Origin of the sequence: Actinopolymorpha sp. NPDC004070, assembly GCF_040610475.1 — a bacterium.
Lineage (GTDB): Bacteria > Actinomycetota > Actinomycetes > Propionibacteriales > Actinopolymorphaceae > Actinopolymorpha.
The window spans coordinates 334,884-351,592 of sequence record NZ_JBEXMJ010000005.1 but is presented as its reverse complement, the minus strand read 5'-3'; the positions used below and the strand labels follow the sequence as shown (position 1 = coordinate 351,592).

Annotated in this window: 14 protein-coding genes; 9 read left to right on the top strand and 5 right to left on the bottom strand. The window is 72.7% G+C overall.

Going from position 1 to position 16,709, the window contains the following annotated elements; translation table 11 throughout:
• Positions 1-32: 32 nt before the first annotated feature.
• Both ABZV93_RS12325 and ABZV93_RS12320 read right to left on the bottom strand, forming a co-directional pair.
• On the bottom strand, positions 33-986 hold the full coding sequence (locus ABZV93_RS12325) for a carbohydrate ABC transporter permease (protein ID WP_354933909.1): 954 nt from the start codon (positions 984-986) through the stop codon (positions 33-35).
• Complete coding sequence (locus ABZV93_RS12320; protein WP_354933907.1) at positions 973-1,845, bottom strand: sugar ABC transporter permease; 873 nt, start codon at positions 1,843-1,845, stop codon at positions 973-975. Before ABZV93_RS12320 ends, ABZV93_RS12325 begins: the two co-directional genes overlap by 14 nt.
• 300 nt (positions 1,846-2,145) lie before the next feature.
• Between ABZV93_RS12320 and purL the strand changes: the two genes are divergently transcribed.
• The gene (purL, locus tag ABZV93_RS12315) at positions 2,146-4,437 is read left to right on the top strand and encodes a phosphoribosylformylglycinamidine synthase subunit PurL (protein ID WP_354933905.1); all 2,292 of its coding nucleotides are present in this window, start codon (positions 2,146-2,148) and stop codon (positions 4,435-4,437) included.
• 50 nt (positions 4,438-4,487) lie between these two features.
• Here purL and ABZV93_RS12310 read toward each other — a convergent pair whose 3' ends face one another.
• Complete coding sequence (locus ABZV93_RS12310; RefSeq protein WP_354933903.1) at positions 4,488-4,880, bottom strand: hypothetical protein; 393 nt, start codon at positions 4,878-4,880, stop codon at positions 4,488-4,490.
• 158 nt (positions 4,881-5,038) lie between these two features.
• Positions 5,039-5,461, bottom strand: a complete 423-nt coding sequence (locus ABZV93_RS12305; RefSeq protein ID WP_354933901.1) for a hypothetical protein — start codon at positions 5,459-5,461, stop codon at positions 5,039-5,041.
• Between the two features lie 527 nt (positions 5,462-5,988).
• Here ABZV93_RS12305 and lon point away from each other — a divergent pair.
• The 7 genes from lon (at position 5,989) to ABZV93_RS12270 (ending at position 14,260) form a co-directional block, all read left to right on the top strand.
• Entirely contained in the window at positions 5,989-8,385 is a 2,397-nt protein-coding gene (lon, locus tag ABZV93_RS12300) for an endopeptidase La (RefSeq protein ID WP_354933899.1), read from the top strand.
• 439 nt (positions 8,386-8,824) lie between these two features.
• Positions 8,825-9,142, top strand: coding sequence for a metalloregulator ArsR/SmtB family transcription factor (locus tag ABZV93_RS12295; protein ID WP_354933897.1), 318 nt, complete (start codon positions 8,825-8,827; stop codon positions 9,140-9,142).
• Positions 9,139-9,663 carry an SRPBCC domain-containing protein gene (locus tag ABZV93_RS12290; RefSeq protein ID WP_354933895.1) on the top strand — a complete coding sequence of 175 codons (525 nt, stop codon included), beginning with the start codon at positions 9,139-9,141 and terminating at the stop codon, positions 9,661-9,663. The genes ABZV93_RS12295 and ABZV93_RS12290 overlap by 4 nt, the downstream gene beginning before the upstream one ends.
• On the top strand, positions 9,663-10,064 hold the full coding sequence (locus ABZV93_RS12285) for a VOC family protein (protein WP_354933893.1): 402 nt from the start codon (positions 9,663-9,665) through the stop codon (positions 10,062-10,064). Before ABZV93_RS12290 ends, ABZV93_RS12285 begins: the two co-directional genes overlap by 1 nt.
• Positions 10,065-10,354: 290 nt before the next feature.
• Positions 10,355-11,128 (top strand): phosphatase PAP2 family protein, encoded by a 774-nt coding sequence (locus ABZV93_RS12280; protein WP_354933891.1) that lies wholly within the window; start codon positions 10,355-10,357, stop codon positions 11,126-11,128.
• An 81-nt stretch (positions 11,129-11,209) separates the two neighbouring features.
• Positions 11,210-11,620 carry a sterol carrier family protein gene (locus ABZV93_RS12275; RefSeq protein ID WP_354933889.1) on the top strand — a complete coding sequence of 137 codons (411 nt, stop codon included), beginning with the start codon at positions 11,210-11,212 and terminating at the stop codon, positions 11,618-11,620.
• 528 nt (positions 11,621-12,148) lie between these two features.
• Positions 12,149-14,260: a RecQ family ATP-dependent DNA helicase gene (locus ABZV93_RS12270; protein ID WP_354933992.1), complete on the top strand. Its 2,112-nt coding sequence runs from the start codon at positions 12,149-12,151 to the stop codon at positions 14,258-14,260.
• 13 nt (positions 14,261-14,273) lie between these two features.
• Here the strand turns inward: ABZV93_RS12270 and ABZV93_RS12265 are convergent, their stop codons facing one another.
• Positions 14,274-15,185 (bottom strand): sulfite exporter TauE/SafE family protein, encoded by a 912-nt coding sequence (locus ABZV93_RS12265; protein WP_354933887.1) that lies wholly within the window; start codon positions 15,183-15,185, stop codon positions 14,274-14,276.
• Positions 15,186-15,318: 133 nt separating this feature from the next.
• Between ABZV93_RS12265 and ABZV93_RS12260 the strand changes: the two genes are divergently transcribed.
• Complete coding sequence (locus ABZV93_RS12260; RefSeq protein WP_354933886.1) at positions 15,319-16,659, top strand: dipeptidase; 1,341 nt, start codon at positions 15,319-15,321, stop codon at positions 16,657-16,659.
• Positions 16,660-16,709 lie beyond the last annotated feature (50 nt).

The following is a 16,709-nucleotide window of genomic DNA, read 5'->3' as shown; positions in this document are numbered from 1 at the left end:
CTTCTTGCTGGTCGGCCGACCGGCGGCCCGGACTATCTCAGTCCGGTGAGCGAGATCGACCGGACGACGTGACGCTGGAAGACGAGGTACACGACGAGCAGCGGCGCCATCGCCACCGTCGTCGCGGCGGTCACCAGCGTCCAGTTTCCGGAGTACTGGCTTTGCAGGCTGGCGGTCGCCACCGTGAGCACCTGCCACTTGGTGCTGCTGGTGATGATCAGCGGCCACAGGAAGTTGTTCCAGTGGGAGACGACCGTGATGATCGCCAGGGTGGCGAGGATCGGCCGGCTCATCGGGACGACGACGTACCAGATCGTGCGCAGCGTGCCCGCGCCGTCGATCTTCGCCGCACTCAGGATGTCCTCGGGGATGCCGCGGAAGTACTCCCGGAGCAGGAAGATGGCGTACGGCGAACCGAACACGAACGGCAGCACGATTCCCCAGAACGTGTCCCGCAAACCCGCGGTTGACAGCATCGTGTAGAGCGGGATCAGCGTCACCACCTGCGGCACCATCAATGTCGCGAGGTAGACCCAGAACAACCCGTCCCGGCCCGGGAAGCGCACCCTCGCGAACGCGTACGCCGCCAGCACCGAGAACACCAGTTGGCCCACCAGCACCACCAGCACGACCTGCACGGTGATCACCAGCGGCGGGATGAAGTCGTAGCGCCCGCCGAACAGCTCGGCGTAGTTGGCGAACGTCACGGGGTCTGGCAGCGCGAGCGGCCCGCCGGTGGCGAACTGCCTGGCCGACCGGAGCGAGGTGAGCACGCTCAACAGGAACGGTGCGAGCGTCACCACGGCGCCCCCCAGCAGCAGGACGTACGTCATCACGTTGGCGGCCAGTGCGCGTGCGCCCCAGCGCTCTCGGCGACCGGCGGGCCTGTGGGTCCGGCCCTCGCCGGCCCTGGTCGGCCCCGGTCCGGTCGGGCGTCCCGTGCCCGGCCTGACGGGCGTACCGGTCGAGGCGTCAGGAGAGGTCATAGGTGATCCGCCGGCGGAAGTAGAGCTGCTGGCCGACGGTGACCGCGACCAGCAGGACGAACAGCAACACGGCGAGCGCGGCGGCCCGGCCCAGCCGGAACGCCTCGAACGCCTCGTAGTAGATGCGGGAAGCGATCACGTCGGTGTGCCCGGCCGGCCCGCCCTTCGTCATCGCGTACACGGTGTCGAAGACCTGGAAGCTGGAGATCACGCCGGTGACGAGGATGAAGAACGTCGTCGGCCGCAGCAGCGGGAGGGTGATCCGCCAGAACACCTGCCGCGGCCCGGCGCCGTCGATCCGGGCGGCCTCGTAGATCTGTTCGGGGATGGCGTTCAGCCCGGCCAGGAAGAACAACGTGACGTACCCGACCTGCGACCACACCGTCACCGAGGCCACCGCGGGCAGCGCCAGGACCGGGCTGGACAGCCACTCCACCCGGTGCCCGGTGAGCGCGTTCAGGGCGCCGTCGGACGGGTCGAAGATCCACCGCCACACCACGCCGAGCGCCAGCGGCGCGCAGATCCACGGGATGACGTAGACGACCCGGAAGATGCTCGACCCGGGCAGCCGGCGGTTGAGCAGCAGCGCGGCCACCAGGCCCAGCACGGTCTGCACCGGGATGACGATGAGGACGAAGAACGCCGTGACGAGCACGGAGTTGCCGACCTTCGGGTCGGTGAGGATGTCGCGGAAGTTGGCCAGGCCGACCCACTTCGCCGGGCTGATGAGATTCCACTGCGACAGGCTGAGCGCGAGAACGACGAACACCGGAAGGATCAGGAAGATGCCGACGCCGAACAGGCTCGGTGCGAGCAGCGCATAGCCGGTACGGGCGTCCCGTCGGCCCAGTGTGTTCACGTGCCTGATGCTCCCCGTGTTCCCGTACTCCCCGTCGGTCCGCACTGGTCGTGAGGTGCGGTCGGTGGCGCGTCGTCGACGCGGCAACCGGGAAAGCCTACTGATCTCGTCGGTCACTCGCCCGAGGGCGCTGCAGAGCGGCGGAGAGCGGCGGAGAGCGGCGGGACGGGGCTGCCGGACAGGCCGGGTGGCCGCGATCGGTACCGTTGGGCCTGTCGTGCCCGCCTCGCCGCCGGTGCCCAGCCGCCAAGGGTGCGGCGAGGACGCGGACGAGGACACAGCGGACAGGAGAGCGCCCCGGTGAGCGTCGACACCGTGAAGCAGGCCGGGGACAACCCGGACGCCCCCCAGCCCTACGCCGAGCTCGGCCTGAAGGACGACGAGTACGCCCGGATACGGGACATCCTCGGCCGCCGGCCCACCAGCTGCGAGCTGGCGATGTACTCCGTGATGTGGAGCGAGCACTGCTCCTACAAGTCCTCCAAGGTGCACCTGCGCAAGTTCGGTGACCTGCCCGCGGAGACACACCGGGGCAAACTGCTCGCGGGCATCGGCGAGCAGGCCGGGGTGGTCGACGTCGGCGAGGGGTACGCCGTCACGTTCAAGATCGAGTCCCACAACCACCCGAGCTACGTCGAGCCGTACCAGGGCGCGGCGACCGGCGTCGGCGGGATCGTCCGGGACATCCTGGCGATGGGTGCCCGCCCGGTCGCGGTGATGGACTCGCTGCGGTTCGGCCCGGCCGAGGCACCCGACACCCACCGGGTGCTGCCCGGCGTGGTGGCCGGGGTGGGCGGCTACGGCAACTGCCTGGGCCTGCCCAACATCGGCGGCGAGGTCGTCTTCGACCCGACGTACGCCGGAAACCCGCTGGTCAACGCGCTGTGCGTGGGTGTCCTGCGGCACGAGGACCTGCACCTGGCCAAGGCGGCCGGCGTCGGCAACCAGGTGATCCTCTACGGCGCCAAGACCGGCGGCGACGGCATCGGCGGGGTGTCGGTGCTGGCCAGCGAGACCTTCGACGCGTCCACCGGGGAGGGCGGCGGCGGACCGGCGAAGCGGCCCGCGGTCCAGGTCGGCGACCCGTTCATGGAGAAGCTGCTGATCGAGTGCACGCTGGAGCTGTTCGCGGCGGGCATCGTGGTCGGCATCCAGGACCTCGGCGGCGCGGGCCTGTCCTGCGCGACGTCGGAGCTGGCCTCGGCCGGCGAGGGCGGCATGCACGTCTGGCTGGACCGGGTGCCGCTGCGCGACTCCTCCCTCGCGCCGGAGGAGATCCTGATGAGCGAGTCGCAGGAACGCATGATGGCGGTGGTCGCGCCCGCCGACGTGGAGCGGTTCCTGCAGATCTGCGCGAAGTGGGACGTCCCGGCGACCGTGGTCGGTGAGGTGGACGACTCCGGCCGGCTCACCGTGGACTGGCACGGCCAGACGGTGGTGGACGTACCGCCGCGTACGGTCGCCCACGAGGGCCCGGTCTACCGGCGCCCGTACGCCCGGCCGGACCGGCAGGACGCCCTCCAGGCCGACCTGCCCGACCACCTGCCCCGGCCCTCGTCCGGTGCGGAGCTGCGGGAGACGCTGCTCGCCCTGGTCGGCTCGGCCAACCTCGCCGACCGGTCCTGGGTCACCGACCAGTACGACCGCTACGTCCTTGGCAACACCGTCTCCGCCCAGCCCGACGACGCCGGCATGATCCGGGTGGCCGACGACTCCACCCTGGGCGTGGCCGCGGCGACCGACTGCAACGGACGGTTCGTCCAGCTCGACCCGTACGCCGGGACCCAGCTCGCGCTGGCCGAGGCGTATCGCAACGTCGCCGTCTCCGGTGCCCGCCCGCTCGCGGTGACCAACTGCCTCAACTTCGGCTCGCCGGAGGACCCCGGGGTGATGTGGCAGTTCGAGCAGGCCACCCACGGTCTGGCCGACGGCTGCCGCGAGCTCGGCCTGCCGGTGACCGGCGGCAACGTGAGCTTCTACAACCAGACCGGGCATCAGCCGATCCTGCCCACCCCGGTGGTCGGCGTGCTCGGCGTCACCGACGACGTGACCCGCGCGATCCCGCAGGGCTGGCGCACTGCGGGTGCGGCGCTGTACCTCCTCGGCACCACCGCGGCGGAGTTCGGCGGCTCGGAATGGGCGCACGTGGTGCACGGACATCTCGGCGGACTCCCGCCGCGGGTCGACCTGGCCGCCGAACGCCGGCTGGCGCAGGTGCTGGCCGAGGCCGGCGACGCGGGCCTGGTGCTGGCCGCGCACGACCTGTCCGACGGTGGGCTCGCCCAGGCGCTGGTCGAGGGCAGCCTGCGGGCCGGGTTCGGTGCGCGGGTGAGCCTGCCGGGCGACGTCGAGCCGTTCGTCGCGTTGTTCGCCGAGTCCGGTGCGCGCGCCGTGGTCAGCGTGGGGCCGGACAACGAGGCGGAGTTCGGGCGGCTGTGCGAGCGGGCCGGCGTACCCACCACCCGGATCGGCACGGTCGGCGCCGGCGGTGAGGACGCGGCGCTGGTGGTCGAAGGAGAGTTCGAGGTGCCGCTGGCCGAGCTGCGCGCCACCTGGACGGCGACCCTGCCGGGGTTGTACGAGGAATCCTGAGCCGAGCGGGCGGGCTTACGGCACGCTGCCCGCTCGCCCGCTCCGGCGGCTCACTCCGGCGGTGGCGCGAAGAGCCAGCTCGACAGCAGGTAGAGCAGGAACAGGATCAGCAGCACCGCGGGAAGTGCCTGCACCAGCCCGGGCCACCTGCGCGCACCCAGCCGCCGGATCACCCACACCACGGCCCAGCTGAGCATCAGCACCACGACGGCGGCCGGGATCACGATCAGCAGCGAGATGGCGAACGTCCAGCCGCCCGCGCGTACCAGGTCGACGCCCGGCACGGAGTAGAAGCCGAAGGCGACCATCCCCAGCGCCGCCAGCAGCACGATCCCGACCAGGGCCGCGGCCCAGTGGTAGCCCTTCTTGCTGGCGGGCAGCGGCGGGCCGAGTGGACGCAGCGTCGAATGGCCGCTGCTCAGCCTGGAATCCTGGTGCGTCATCGGGTCTCCCCCTCAAGGTCTGTGTCGATGGTAGCCGCGCCGCTCTCCGACGTGTCATCCCGACTGACGCCCTCAGCTGCCGCCCGCGCCTGCCCGCGCCGGGTGGAAGGAACGCCCCGACGGAAGGGTGTCCGGATCGGGCCGCCGCGCCGGCAGATTCAGATCAGGGGGTACGCGCGGTACAGGGCGACCACGGCGACCGCGAACAGCACCAGAGCCGCGGCCAGCGCGCCCTGTGCAGAGCCGGACCAGCTCCTGGTCGGTCCCCGGCGCAGCAGCAGCACCACCAGCCAGGCGGCGCCGGTGGCCAGCGCGGCGAACGGCGCGGAGATGAAGGTGAGCAGGACCGCACCCTCCCGGCGGGTGAGGGTGCAGCCGAACCCGATCCCCTCGCACTGCCCGACGGGCAGGCTGTTGTGCGGCCAGCTCCAGGCCAGCAGGGTCAGGATCGCCACGAGGTAGGGACCGAGCACGAACGCCGTGCACCACTGCAGGCCGCGGCTGGCGGCAGGTCGGCGTTCGGTCTTCACGTGGTCAGCTTCCGCGCCGACGGCGGCCGGAGCATCCGCGCGGATACTCATCCGCCATGAGTATCTGGTGGATTCCGCGAACGTCAGGAACCACCCGGGGTGGCCCGAAGTCTGCTTCGGATGAGGCGGGGAGACCCCCGCGGCGGGAGGGGCCGGGACGGGGCCCCTCCCGCGGGGTTTGCTGTGCGGCCGCTCGGGTGGGGGCCCTGGCCGGCGCAGCAGGTCAGCGCGGGCCGTCGGGGGGACGGGAGGGATACGGCCTCCGCGCTCCGGTCACCCAGCGTTTCGCCCGGTAACCGATATGTACGACGTTAGTCGGTCCGAGACCTGCCCGGACCTGGTCCGGGCAAGTCTGTGGACAAGTTTTCCCGTCACATCCGGAATTCCCGACCGGAACGCCGATCTGGAATGCCCCAACTGGCATGCCCAGCCGTCATGTCCACCCGCGAGGGCCGGCTGCCAGGGTCCGGCTGGAATGCCGGTCCGGCCTGGCGGCGTTGCGGGCGGCGAGGGCGAGCCTCGCCCGAAAATCTTGAGCAACCGGGAATGCCTGTAAGCGTGTAATCAGTTGAGTGGGCATGACCACGCTCACCCTTCCGTTGCTGTTCCTCGACGACACGGTCCTGCTGCCCGGCATGGTCGTGCCGGTCGAGCTCGACAGTGAACGCCGCAGCGCCGTCGACGCGGCCCGACTGGCCGCCCAGAACGGCACATCCGGTGCAGAAGAGAGCACCGGCATCCAGAGCGACCCGTCTCCGCGGGTGCTCGTCGTACCCCGCATCGAAGGCAGGTACGGCGCCGTCGGTGCGGTCGCCGAGATCGCCCAGATCGGCCGGCTCCCCAGTGGCGAGCCGGCTGTCGTACTCCGTGCCGTGTCGCGCGCCCAGGTCGGCGTCGGCGTCAACGGCCCCGGTGCGGCCCTGTGGGTCGAGGCCGAGCCGATGACCGTGCCGCCGGCCGACGACCGCACCCGCGAGCTGGCCCGGGAGTACAAGTCCGTCCTCGTCTCCATCCTGACCGAGCGCGGCAGTTGGCAGGTCGTGGACACCGTGCAGCGGATGAACGACCCGAGCGAACTGGCCGACGCGGCCGGCTACGCCTCCTGGCTGGAGGGCGACCGCAAGGTCGCGCTGCTGGAGACCGCGGACACCGCCCGGCGGCTGACCCTGCTGCTGGAGTGGGCCCGCGCTCACCTGGCCGAGCTGGAGGTCGCGGAGAAGATCCGCGAGGACGTCCGCGACACCATGGACAAGACCCAGCGTGAGTACCTCCTGCGCCAGCAGCTCGCCGCCATCCGCAAGGAGCTGGGCGACGACCCCGAGGGAGCAGACGACTACCGCTCCCGGGTCGAGCGCGCCGACCTGCCGGAGAAGGTCCGCGAGGCCGCGCTGCGCGAGGTCGACAAGCTCGAACGCACCTCCGACCAGTCGCCGGAGACCGGGTGGATCCGTACCTGGCTCGACACCATCCTCGACCTGCCGTGGAACGTCCGGACGACCGACGCCACCGACATCGCCGCCGCCCGGGCGGTGCTCGACGCCGACCACGCGGGCCTGGAGGACGTGAAGGACCGGATCGTGGAGTACCTCGCGGTCCGCGGCCGGCGCGCCAGCCGGGGTCTGCAGGCCGTCGGCGGACGGGGTTCGGGTGCGGTGCTCGCCCTCGTCGGACCGCCCGGCGTCGGCAAGACGTCCCTGGGCGAGTCCGTGGCCCGCGCGCTGGACCGGAAGTTCGTCCGGGTCGCGCTGGGCGGCGTCCGCGACGAGGCCGAGATCCGTGGCCACCGGCGTACGTACGTCGGCGCGATGGCCGGCCGGATCGTCCGGGCCATCAAGGAGGCCGGCTCGATGAACCCCGTGGTCCTCCTCGACGAGGTGGACAAGGTGGGTTCGGACTTCCGCGGCGACCCGGCGGCGGCCCTGCTCGAGGTGCTCGACCCGGCGCAGAACCACACGTTCCGCGACCACTACCTCGAGGTCGAGCTCGACCTGTCCGACGTGCTCTTCCTCGCCACCGCCAACGTGGCCGACACCATCCCACCGGCCCTGCTGGACCGGATGGAGCTGGTCGCGCTCGACGGCTACACCGAGGACGAGAAGGTCGCCATCGCCCGCGACCACCTGCTGCCCCAGGCGCTGGACCGGGCCGCGCTGTCCGCCGACGACGTGCGGGTGACCGAGGACGCGATCCGTACGGTCGCGGCCGACTACACGCGTGAGGCGGGCGTCCGTACGCTCGACCGCGCGCTGGCGAAGGTGCTGCGCAAGGTCGCCACCGCGCTCGCGACCGGGAAGGCCACCGCGCCGGTGGAGGTCGGTGCCGCCGACGTGCGGACCTACCTCGGCCGGGCGAGGTTCCAGCCGGAGTCGGCGCGGGACGGCTCGACGCCGGGCGTCGCGACCGGTCTCGCGGTCACCGGTGCGGGCGGAGACGTGCTGTACGTCGAGGCCGCGACCATGACCGGCGAGCCCGGGCTCAACCTCACCGGGCAGCTGGGCGAGGTGATGAAGGAGTCCGCGCAGATCGCCGTGTCATACCTCCGGGCACACGGCAGCGAGCTCGGCGTTCCGGTCGAGGCGCTGACCAGTGGCCGGGTGCACGTCCACGTGCCGGCGGGCGCGGTGCCCAAGGACGGGCCGTCGGCGGGGGTCACCATGACCACCGCGCTGGCGTCGCTGCTGTCCGGGCGGCCGGTCCGGCCGGAGGTGGGGATGACCGGCGAGGTCTCCCTCACCGGACGGGTGCTGCCGATCGGCGGGGTCAAGCAGAAGCTGCTGGCCGCGCACCGGGCCGGGCTCACCGAGGTGATCCTGCCTCGGCGAAACGAGCCCGACCTCGACGACGTGCCCGAGGCGGTGCTGTCGGACCTGCGGGTCCGGCTCGCCGACGACGTGTCGGAGGTGGTGCGCTGGGCGCTCGCGGACAGCGACGCGGCCGGCAACGACGCCGACCAGGCGGCCGTCCGCGCCGCCTGACCTTCGACGCCGGCGACGGCGGTCCTGAGGGAAGATCCGGGGGAAAGCGCACGGAAGCGGAGAGCCGTTGTCCGGGGCGGGCCACGAGGTGGTCGAAGATCGGGCCCGCCCCGGACCGGCCACCGGTGAACCCGCGCGCCATGGGCGACCAACAGCGGCGTCGACGGGGACCGGCGGATTGGGACGGTCCCAGAGGTGTCCTGGTGACGCCGCTGGTACTTCCACGGGGTTCGCGGAGCGTTCGCGGCGCTGGTTCGAGGATGCTCGACCGCCGGGCGAAGTGGATCAGTGTGCGTACTCAGCTTCGCCGCTCCGGCACTCAGGGCCCGGCTGAGTTCTCTGCCGCCCGCTCTGCCGGTCTCGCGCGGGCGTGGACGTTCCCGTCGTGCGCGCGAACGTACCCTTGCAGTTACGTACCACATCGGTTACGTTCGTCTCCATGGACGCGGTGTTGCAGGCGTTGGCCGACCAGAGCCGCCGCACGGTGCTCGAGATCCTCAAGGACCACCCGGCGACGGCCGGCGAACTGGCCGAGGCGCTGCCCATCGCGCGTCCGGGCGTGTCCCGGCACCTGCGGGTTCTTCGCGAGGCCGGGCTGGTCGACGTACGCCAGGAGGCCCAGCGGCGCATCTACAGCCTGCGGGCCGAGGCGCTCGTCGAGGTGGACGAATGGCTCGAGGGATACCGCGCGCTGTGGCAGAACCGGCTCGATGCGCTGCACACGGAGATCGCACGAGGGAAGAGGGCGCGGAAGTGAAGATCACCGGGACGATGCGGGCACTCGACGAGACCCGTGGAGCGGTGCGCGTGGAGGACGTGTACGACACCGACATCCAGGATCTGTGGACGGCGTGCACCACACCCGAACGGCTCTCGCGTTGGATCGCCGAGGTCGCCGGCGACCTGCGTGAGGGCGGGACCGTGCGGGCCGTCATGACCAGCACCTGGACCGGCCCGATGCGGATCGAGGTGTGCGACGCGCCGCACCACCTGCTGCTGACCTCCCAGCCGGGGACGGACGAGGAGGCCCAGATCGAGGCCTGGCTCACGGTCGAGGGGGCCGGCACCCGGCTGGTGGTCGAGGAACGCGGTCTGCCGGTCGGCGGCCTGCACTTCTTCGGAGCCGGCTGGCAGGTCCATCTGGAGGACCTCGGCCGCTCGCTCGCGAGCGACGGCCCCGCTCACGTCGGCGGGTGGTCGGAGCAGGCTCCGGCCCCGGCCTGGCGCCGGCGCTGGACCGAGCTCACCCCCGCCTACGAGGACGCCGTGGTCGGCTGATGTCGGACACCATCAGCCTGGACGGGACCACGCTGAACGCGCCCGACGCGCTGGAGCTCGCGCAGTTCTACGCCGCGATCACCGACGGCGTCGCCAGGGGCAACTCGCACTGGGCCGCAGTCACCGGCCCGAACGCCTTCCTCACCTTCCAGCGGGTCGAGGACTTCCGGCCGCCGGTGTGGCCAGGCAACGACGTACCCATGCAGATGCATCTCGACTTCCACGTCGACGACCTCGAGGCGACCGGAAAGCGGGTCCTCGCCGCCGGGGGCACGCTGCTGGACTTCCAGCCCAACTCCGATCACTGCTTCGTCTACGCCGATCCGGCAGGGCATCCGTTCTGCCTTTCGACCTGGGCCGGCCGGGAGCTGGCCGACAGGTTCGGCCCCGGCGACGGCTAGACGCCTGGGCCGGTGCCGGCGACCTACGGTCGAAGGGCCGGCCGGCGCGGTCGGTCGCGATCACGGCCGACGATCACGGCCGACTGGCGCGCGTACCCGGAAGTGTCGTTCAACGTGCCCCGGGGATCTGCCTTGACCTGCAGGCCGCACGCCGACGTCGGTTTGTCCCGCGGAGGCCCGTTCCGTCCGCCAAGCCCCTTATTTCCGGCGGATCCCGGCCGGTGCGGCCGGGTACGGGACAGGTGCCGACCGGATCGCCCGGCGTTCGAAGCGCGAAGGAGTGGGCACGCATGAGCCCCGTGATGACACTCGTGACGACCTCGGTGACGACGCCGGTGCTGACGCCGGGGTTGGATGCCGGGTGGTATCGCGAGGTGACCGAGTTCGCCGCGTCGACCCCGGGCTGGCTGGCCCGGTTGGCCGAGGCCGCAACCGACGCCGGGTTCGCGGTGTTCGCGGTCCTGTTCGTGTTCGCGTGGTGGCGGTCCCGGCGCGGGGACGCCCGCGGTGTCGCCCTCGCCGTGCTGGCGCCGGTCACCACCGTCGTGGCGTACGCCGTCAGTGAGGTCGCCAAGTCCTTCCTGCGCGAGGAACGCCCGTGCCGGGCGGTCGCCGCAGTCGTCACGCTCGCACCGTGTCCGGTGAGCGGCGACTGGTCGTTCCCGAGCAACCACGCGACGATCGCGGCCGCGGCCGCCGTCGGGCTCGTGCTGGCCTGGCAACGGCTGGCGTGGCTGGTCGTCCCGCTCGCCCTGCTGCTCGGGGCCACCCGCGTCTACCTCGGCGTGCACTATCCGCACGACGTGGCCGCCGGACTGGTGCTCGGCGGCGGAGTGGCACTGGTCCTCGGCCTGGTGTTCGCCGGTGCGCTCGTGCCGGTGGTTCAGCGGCTGCGGTTGCTTCCCCTGGTCGGCGTGCTGCTGGTCGCCGGCGGGGCGGCGGCCGGGAGTCCGACGAGAGCGGCCGGGCCACGTGCCCAGGTGGTGCGGGGCCCGGCCCGGGCAGTGTCCAGGACCTCCGCCGGTTCCCACCGTGCGGACGACAACTCCCGGCGACCCGGCTGACGCGTCCGGTCCGGCTGACACTCCTGCCCGGCTGACGCGGGTGACCTCGCGAGGCCGCGCACCACGCCATAGGCTCGCCCGGTGCCCGCACGACTGCGTCCTGCCGACCCGTCCGACGCGGCTGCCGCGCTCGCCCGCGTCCTGCATGCCCACGACGCGGGAGAACGCCCGTCGGCCGAGGACCTGCGACTGCTGGTCCGGCACTCCCTCGCCCTGTTGCTGGCGCGGGCGCCCGGCCGGTCGGTGGAGGTGCGCGTTCCGCCGTACGCCGCGATCCAGTGCGTGCCCGGCCCCCGGCACACCCGGGGCACGCCCCCCGGTGTCGTGGAGACCGACCCGCTGACCTGGGTACTCCTCGCCGCCGAGCGGATGACCTGGGCGACCGCGCGGGAGTCGGGCGCGCTGGCCGCGAGCGGGGAGCGGACCGACCTGTCGGTCTACCTCCCGCTCCTGCCATCGGCCCAGGTTGCACCGGGTGATGCGACCGAGTGACCGCCACACAATGCGCTGACCTGCGGTTATGCGGCCAGGCCCGGTCGGGGAGAAAAAGTCGGGGAAATTTGCGATTCGACGGAACCCAACCGGGATCCGCCCCGTCTCAGTGCCGGTGGTCCGAAGCCATCTGGAGAAGCCCTCGCGATACCCCCCGACGCGGGGGCTTCTTCATGCCCGGATTCGCCAACGGTGTCAGGGCCACGATTCATGTCCCCGACTCGCCCCCGACCCCGTGCGAACGCGTGGCACCGGCTGTCGGCGCGGTCCACTAGCGTCGGCCAGGTGACAGCCCACCAGCCCCATGACCCACCGTCCGCGCGGAGCGCGGGTGAGCCGACGCCCGACTGGGCCCTGCGCGAGCCCCCGCCCGACGACTGGGATCCGGGCGAGCCGGCACCGCCCGACGACTGGGACCACGCCGAGGCCCGCCCGTCGCAGACCCCGCCGAGCGCGCGGCGCCGATCCGTCGAACGCGCGGATCCCGGCGAGCGCCCCGACCCCGCCGAGCGCCACGACCCGGCCAGGTTGCGCGCGGAGGCCGACGCTCACCTTCGCCGGCTGGTCGGCCGGGACGACGCCGCGTTCCGGGAGGGCCAGTGGGAGGCGATCGAGGCGCTGGTCGCCCGCCGCAGACGGGCACTCGTCGTCCAGCGCACCGGCTGGGGCAAGTCGGCCGTCTACTTCGTGGCCACCGCACTGCGCCGCGCCCAGGGCGCGGGCCCCACGCTCATCGTGTCGCCGCTGCTCGCCCTGATGCGCGACCAGGTGGCCGCGGCCGAGCGGGCCGGCATCCGGGCGGTGACGATCAACTCCGCCAACGCCGACGAGTGGGCCGACGTGGTGAAGGCGCTGGCCGAAGACGAGGTCGACGTCCTGCTCGTCAGCCCGGAGCGGCTCAACAACCCCCGCTTCCGGGCCGAGCAGCTGCCCGAGCTCGCCGAGCGGACCGGTCTGCTGGTCGTCGACGAGGCCCACTGCGTCTCCGACTGGGGCCACGACTTCCGGCCCGACTACCGCCGCATCCGTGACCTGCTGGCCCGGCTGCCCGCCGACACCCCGGTTCTCGGCACCACCGCGACCGCCAACGCCAGGGTGGTCGCCGACGTTGCCGAGCAGCTCGGCGGGGGCGACGTGCTCACCCTGCGGGGCCCGCTCGCCCGCGACAGCCTGCGGCTCGGCGTGCTCCGCCTGCCCACCGCCCAGCAGCGGCTCGCCTGGCTGCTCGCCCACCTCGAGGAGCTGCCGGGCAGCGGCATCATCTACACCCTCACCGTCGCCGCGGCCGACGACATCGCCGCGTTGCTGCGGGAGGCGGGCCACGCCGTGCTCGCCTACACCGGCCGCACCGACGACACCGAACGCCGGTCAGCCGAGGAGGCCCTGCGCGGCAACGAGGTCAAGGCGCTGGTCGCGACCTCCGCGCTCGGGATGGGCTTCGACAAGCCCGACCTCGGCTTCATCGTGCACGTCGGCGCCCCGTCATCCCCGATCGCCTACTACCAGCAGATCGGCCGGGCCGGGCGGGCCACCGAGCGCGCCGACGTCCTGCTGCTTCCGGGCGTGGAGGACGCCGACATCTGGCGTTACTTCGCCACTGCGTCGATGCCGCGCCAGGACCAGGCCGACGCCGTGCTCGCCGCCCTCGCCGACTCCGGCAAGCCGATGTCCACCGCCGCGCTGGAGGTCGTCGTCGACGTCCGCCGCACTCGGCTGGAGCTGCTGCTGAAGGTGCTCGACGTCGAGGGGGCGGTCCGGCGGGTGTCCGGCGGGTGGGAGGCGACCGGCCGGCCCTGGGTCTACGACGCCGAGCGATACGCCCGGGTGGCCGGCGTCCGGGACGCCGAGGCTGCGTCGATGCTCGAGTTCGAGAAGCACGACGGCTGCCGGATGGCCTACCTCCAGCACGCGCTGGACGACCCCAGTGCCACCGACTGCGGGCGCTGCGACCGGTGCGCCGGGGAGTGGTACTCCACGGACGTGCCGGCGTCCGCTCAGGATGCGGCGGCCGGGCGGCTTGCCCAGGTGGGCGTCGCGATCGAGCCTCGCGCGATGTGGCCGAGCGGGATGGACCGGCTCGGCGTTCCGGTGCGTGGACGGATCGCCGCCGCCGAGCGCGCGGAGACCGGTCGCGCGGTGGCCAGGCTCACCGACCTCGGCTGGGGGCAGCGGCTGCGAACCCTGCTGGCGCCCGGCGCCGAGGACGCCCCGGCGCCGGAGGCGGCGATGAAGGCCTGCGTCGACGTACTCCGCACCTGGGGCTGGGAGCGGAGGCCGGTGGCGGTGGTGGCGATGAGTTCGCGTGCCCGGCCGCGACTGGTCGGTTCGGTCGCGGAGGGGCTGGCCCGAATCGGCCGGCTGCCGCTGCTGGGTTCCATGGAGCTCGTCCACGGCGGGCCGATCGGTGAGCCGGGCGGCAACAGCGCGTTCCGGCTGGCCGGCGTGTGGGACCGGCTCGACGCCGGCGCCGAAGTCCGCGAGCGACTGGCGTCGCTCGGCCGGGACCTCGGCGAGCCGCCGCCGGTGCTGCTCGTCGACGACGTGGTGGACTCGCGGTGGACGATGACGGTGGCGGCCCGGGCGCTGCGGCGCGCCGGAGCGGGGGAGGTGCTGCCGTTCGCGCTCGCCGTCGCCGGCTGAGCTGTCGTCCGCGTCAGGCCGCGACCGGCGCCGACTCCTCGACCTCCGCGTCGAGCTCGGCCTTCTCCGCACGGTAGGCCCGAAGCGACCACGCCACGGCGCCCGCCCACAGCACCGCGATGATCACGTAGGCCACGCTGCGTGTGCCGGCGGCGGCGTCCACCAGGTCCGACTTCAAGATGGTGCGGACGTTGGTCAGCACGATGACGCCGCCGACCAGCGAGCCGAGGATGCGGCCGGGCAGGAGCCGGACCAGCCAGGCGGCGATCGGTGCCGCGACCAGGCCGCCGACGAGGAGCGCGGCCACCGCGCCGAGCGGGATGCCCGCGCCGCCGAGGCCGATGAGGAAGCCCAGGCTCGCCGCGACCGAGACCACGAACTCGCTGGTGTCGACCGAGCCGATCACCCGGCGCGGCTCCATCCGGCCGCTGGCGAGGAGGGCGGGGGTGGCCACCGGCCCCCAGCCGCCGCCCCCGGTGGAGTCGACGAAGCCCGCGAAGATGCCGAGTGGGGCAAGGAACGTCGCCCGTATCGGCTTGCCGAGCTGGCCGCGCGGGGTGCCCCAGGCGGTGAAGCGGATCAGGATGTAGATGCCGAGTGCCAGCAGGATGCCGGACATCACCGGCGCGGCGGCGTCGGTGGACAGCGAGCTGAGGAAGGTCGCGCCGGCGAAGGAGCCGATCGCTCCGGGGACCGCGATCCGGCCGACGACCTTCCAGTCGACGTTGCCGAACCGCCAGTGCGAGGCGCCCGAGGCCAGCGTCGTACCGATCTCGGCAAGGTGCACGGTCGCCGACGCGGCCGCCGGCGTCACCCCGGTGGCCAGCAGGAGCGTGGTCGACGTGACGCCGTAGGCCATGCCCAGGCTGCCGTCGACGAGCTGGGCGGCCAGCCCGACGATCGCGAGAAGAACGAGCTTGCGCACGCGCGCGCCCACCTTTCAGATATTCCCTATCTACCCGGTGGGAATAGCCTAAGGTAAGTGGGGAAGGCGTGTGCACACTTCGTCCAGATGGGAAGACGCCGGACATCGTCGCGGCGGCGTACGCTGGCGCACCGTGACCAACATCGACCCTGCCGAGGCCGTCAGCGCCGTGCTTCCCGCAGTCCGGGACGATCTGGAGCGGCTGATCCGGATCCCGTCCGTGAGCGCCGACCCCGCCGCGCGGCCCGACGTACGCCGCACCGCCGACCTCACCGCCGAGCTGTTCCGTGCCGAGGGCGCGCAGAGCGTGGAGATCCTCGAGGTCGACGGCGGCCAGCCGGCGGTGGTGGCTCAGTTCCCGGCGCCCACCGGCCAGCCGACCGTGCTGCTGTACGCGCACCACGACGTCCAGCCCACCGGCGAGGTGGCGCAGTGGACCAGCCCACCGTTCGAGCCCACCGAACGCGAGGGCCGCCTCTACGGGCGCGGTTCCGCCGACGACAAGGCCGGCATCGCCCTGCACCTCGCCGCTGTCCGGGCCTTCGGCGGCCGCCCGCCCGTCGGGGTGACGGTGTTCGTCGAGGGCGAGGAGGAGATCGGTTCCCCGGCCCTCGGGGAGTTCCTCGCGAAGTACCGCGACCGGCTCGCCGCCGACGTCATCGTGCTCGCCGACTCGGCCAACTTCGACGTCGGTATCCCCGCGCTGACCACCACCCTGCGGGGCCTCGTCGACTGCGTGGTCGAGGTGCGCGCCCTCGACCACGGTGTGCACTCCGGGCTCTACGGCGGTGCCGCACCGGACGCGCTCACCGCCCTGTGCCGGCTGCTGGCGACCCTGCACGACGAGGAGGGGAACGTCGCCGTCGACGGCCTGGGCACCGCACCTGCCCCGGCCGTGGACTACCCCGAGGAGAGGTTCCGTGCCGAGGCCGCGATGCGTCCCGGCGTACGCCTGCTCGGCGAGGGCAGCATCGCCGAGCGCATCTGGGCCCGGCCGACCGCCTCCGTGCTGGCCATCGACGCTCCCCGCGTCGCCGACGCGTCCAACACCCTGGTGCCGGTGGCCCGGGCCAAGGTCAGCGTCCGGCTCGCGCCGGGCGACGACGCGACGCAGGCGATGAAGGCGCTGACCGAGCATCTGCGTACGCACGCGCCGTGGGGCGTCGAGGTCGACGTGACTCCGGGTGACGCCGGCCAGCCCTACGCAGCGCAGGCATCCGGCCCGGTCTACGACGCGGCCAGGGCGGCGTTCGCGCAGGTCTGGAACCGCCAGCCGGTGGACATCGGGATCGGCGGCTCGATCCCGTTCGTGGCGGAGTTCGCCGAGACCTTCCCCGACGCGGCCATCCTGGTCACCGGCGTGGCCGACCCGCACTGCCGGGCGCACGGGGTGGACGAGAGCCTGCACCTCGGCGACTTCGCCCGGGCCTGCGCGGCCGAGGCGCTGCTGCTGACCAAGCTCGTCCGAGCGTGAACGCCGCTGCGGGTGTCCGCATACTGAGCTTTGCTACGGAACTCGGAAGA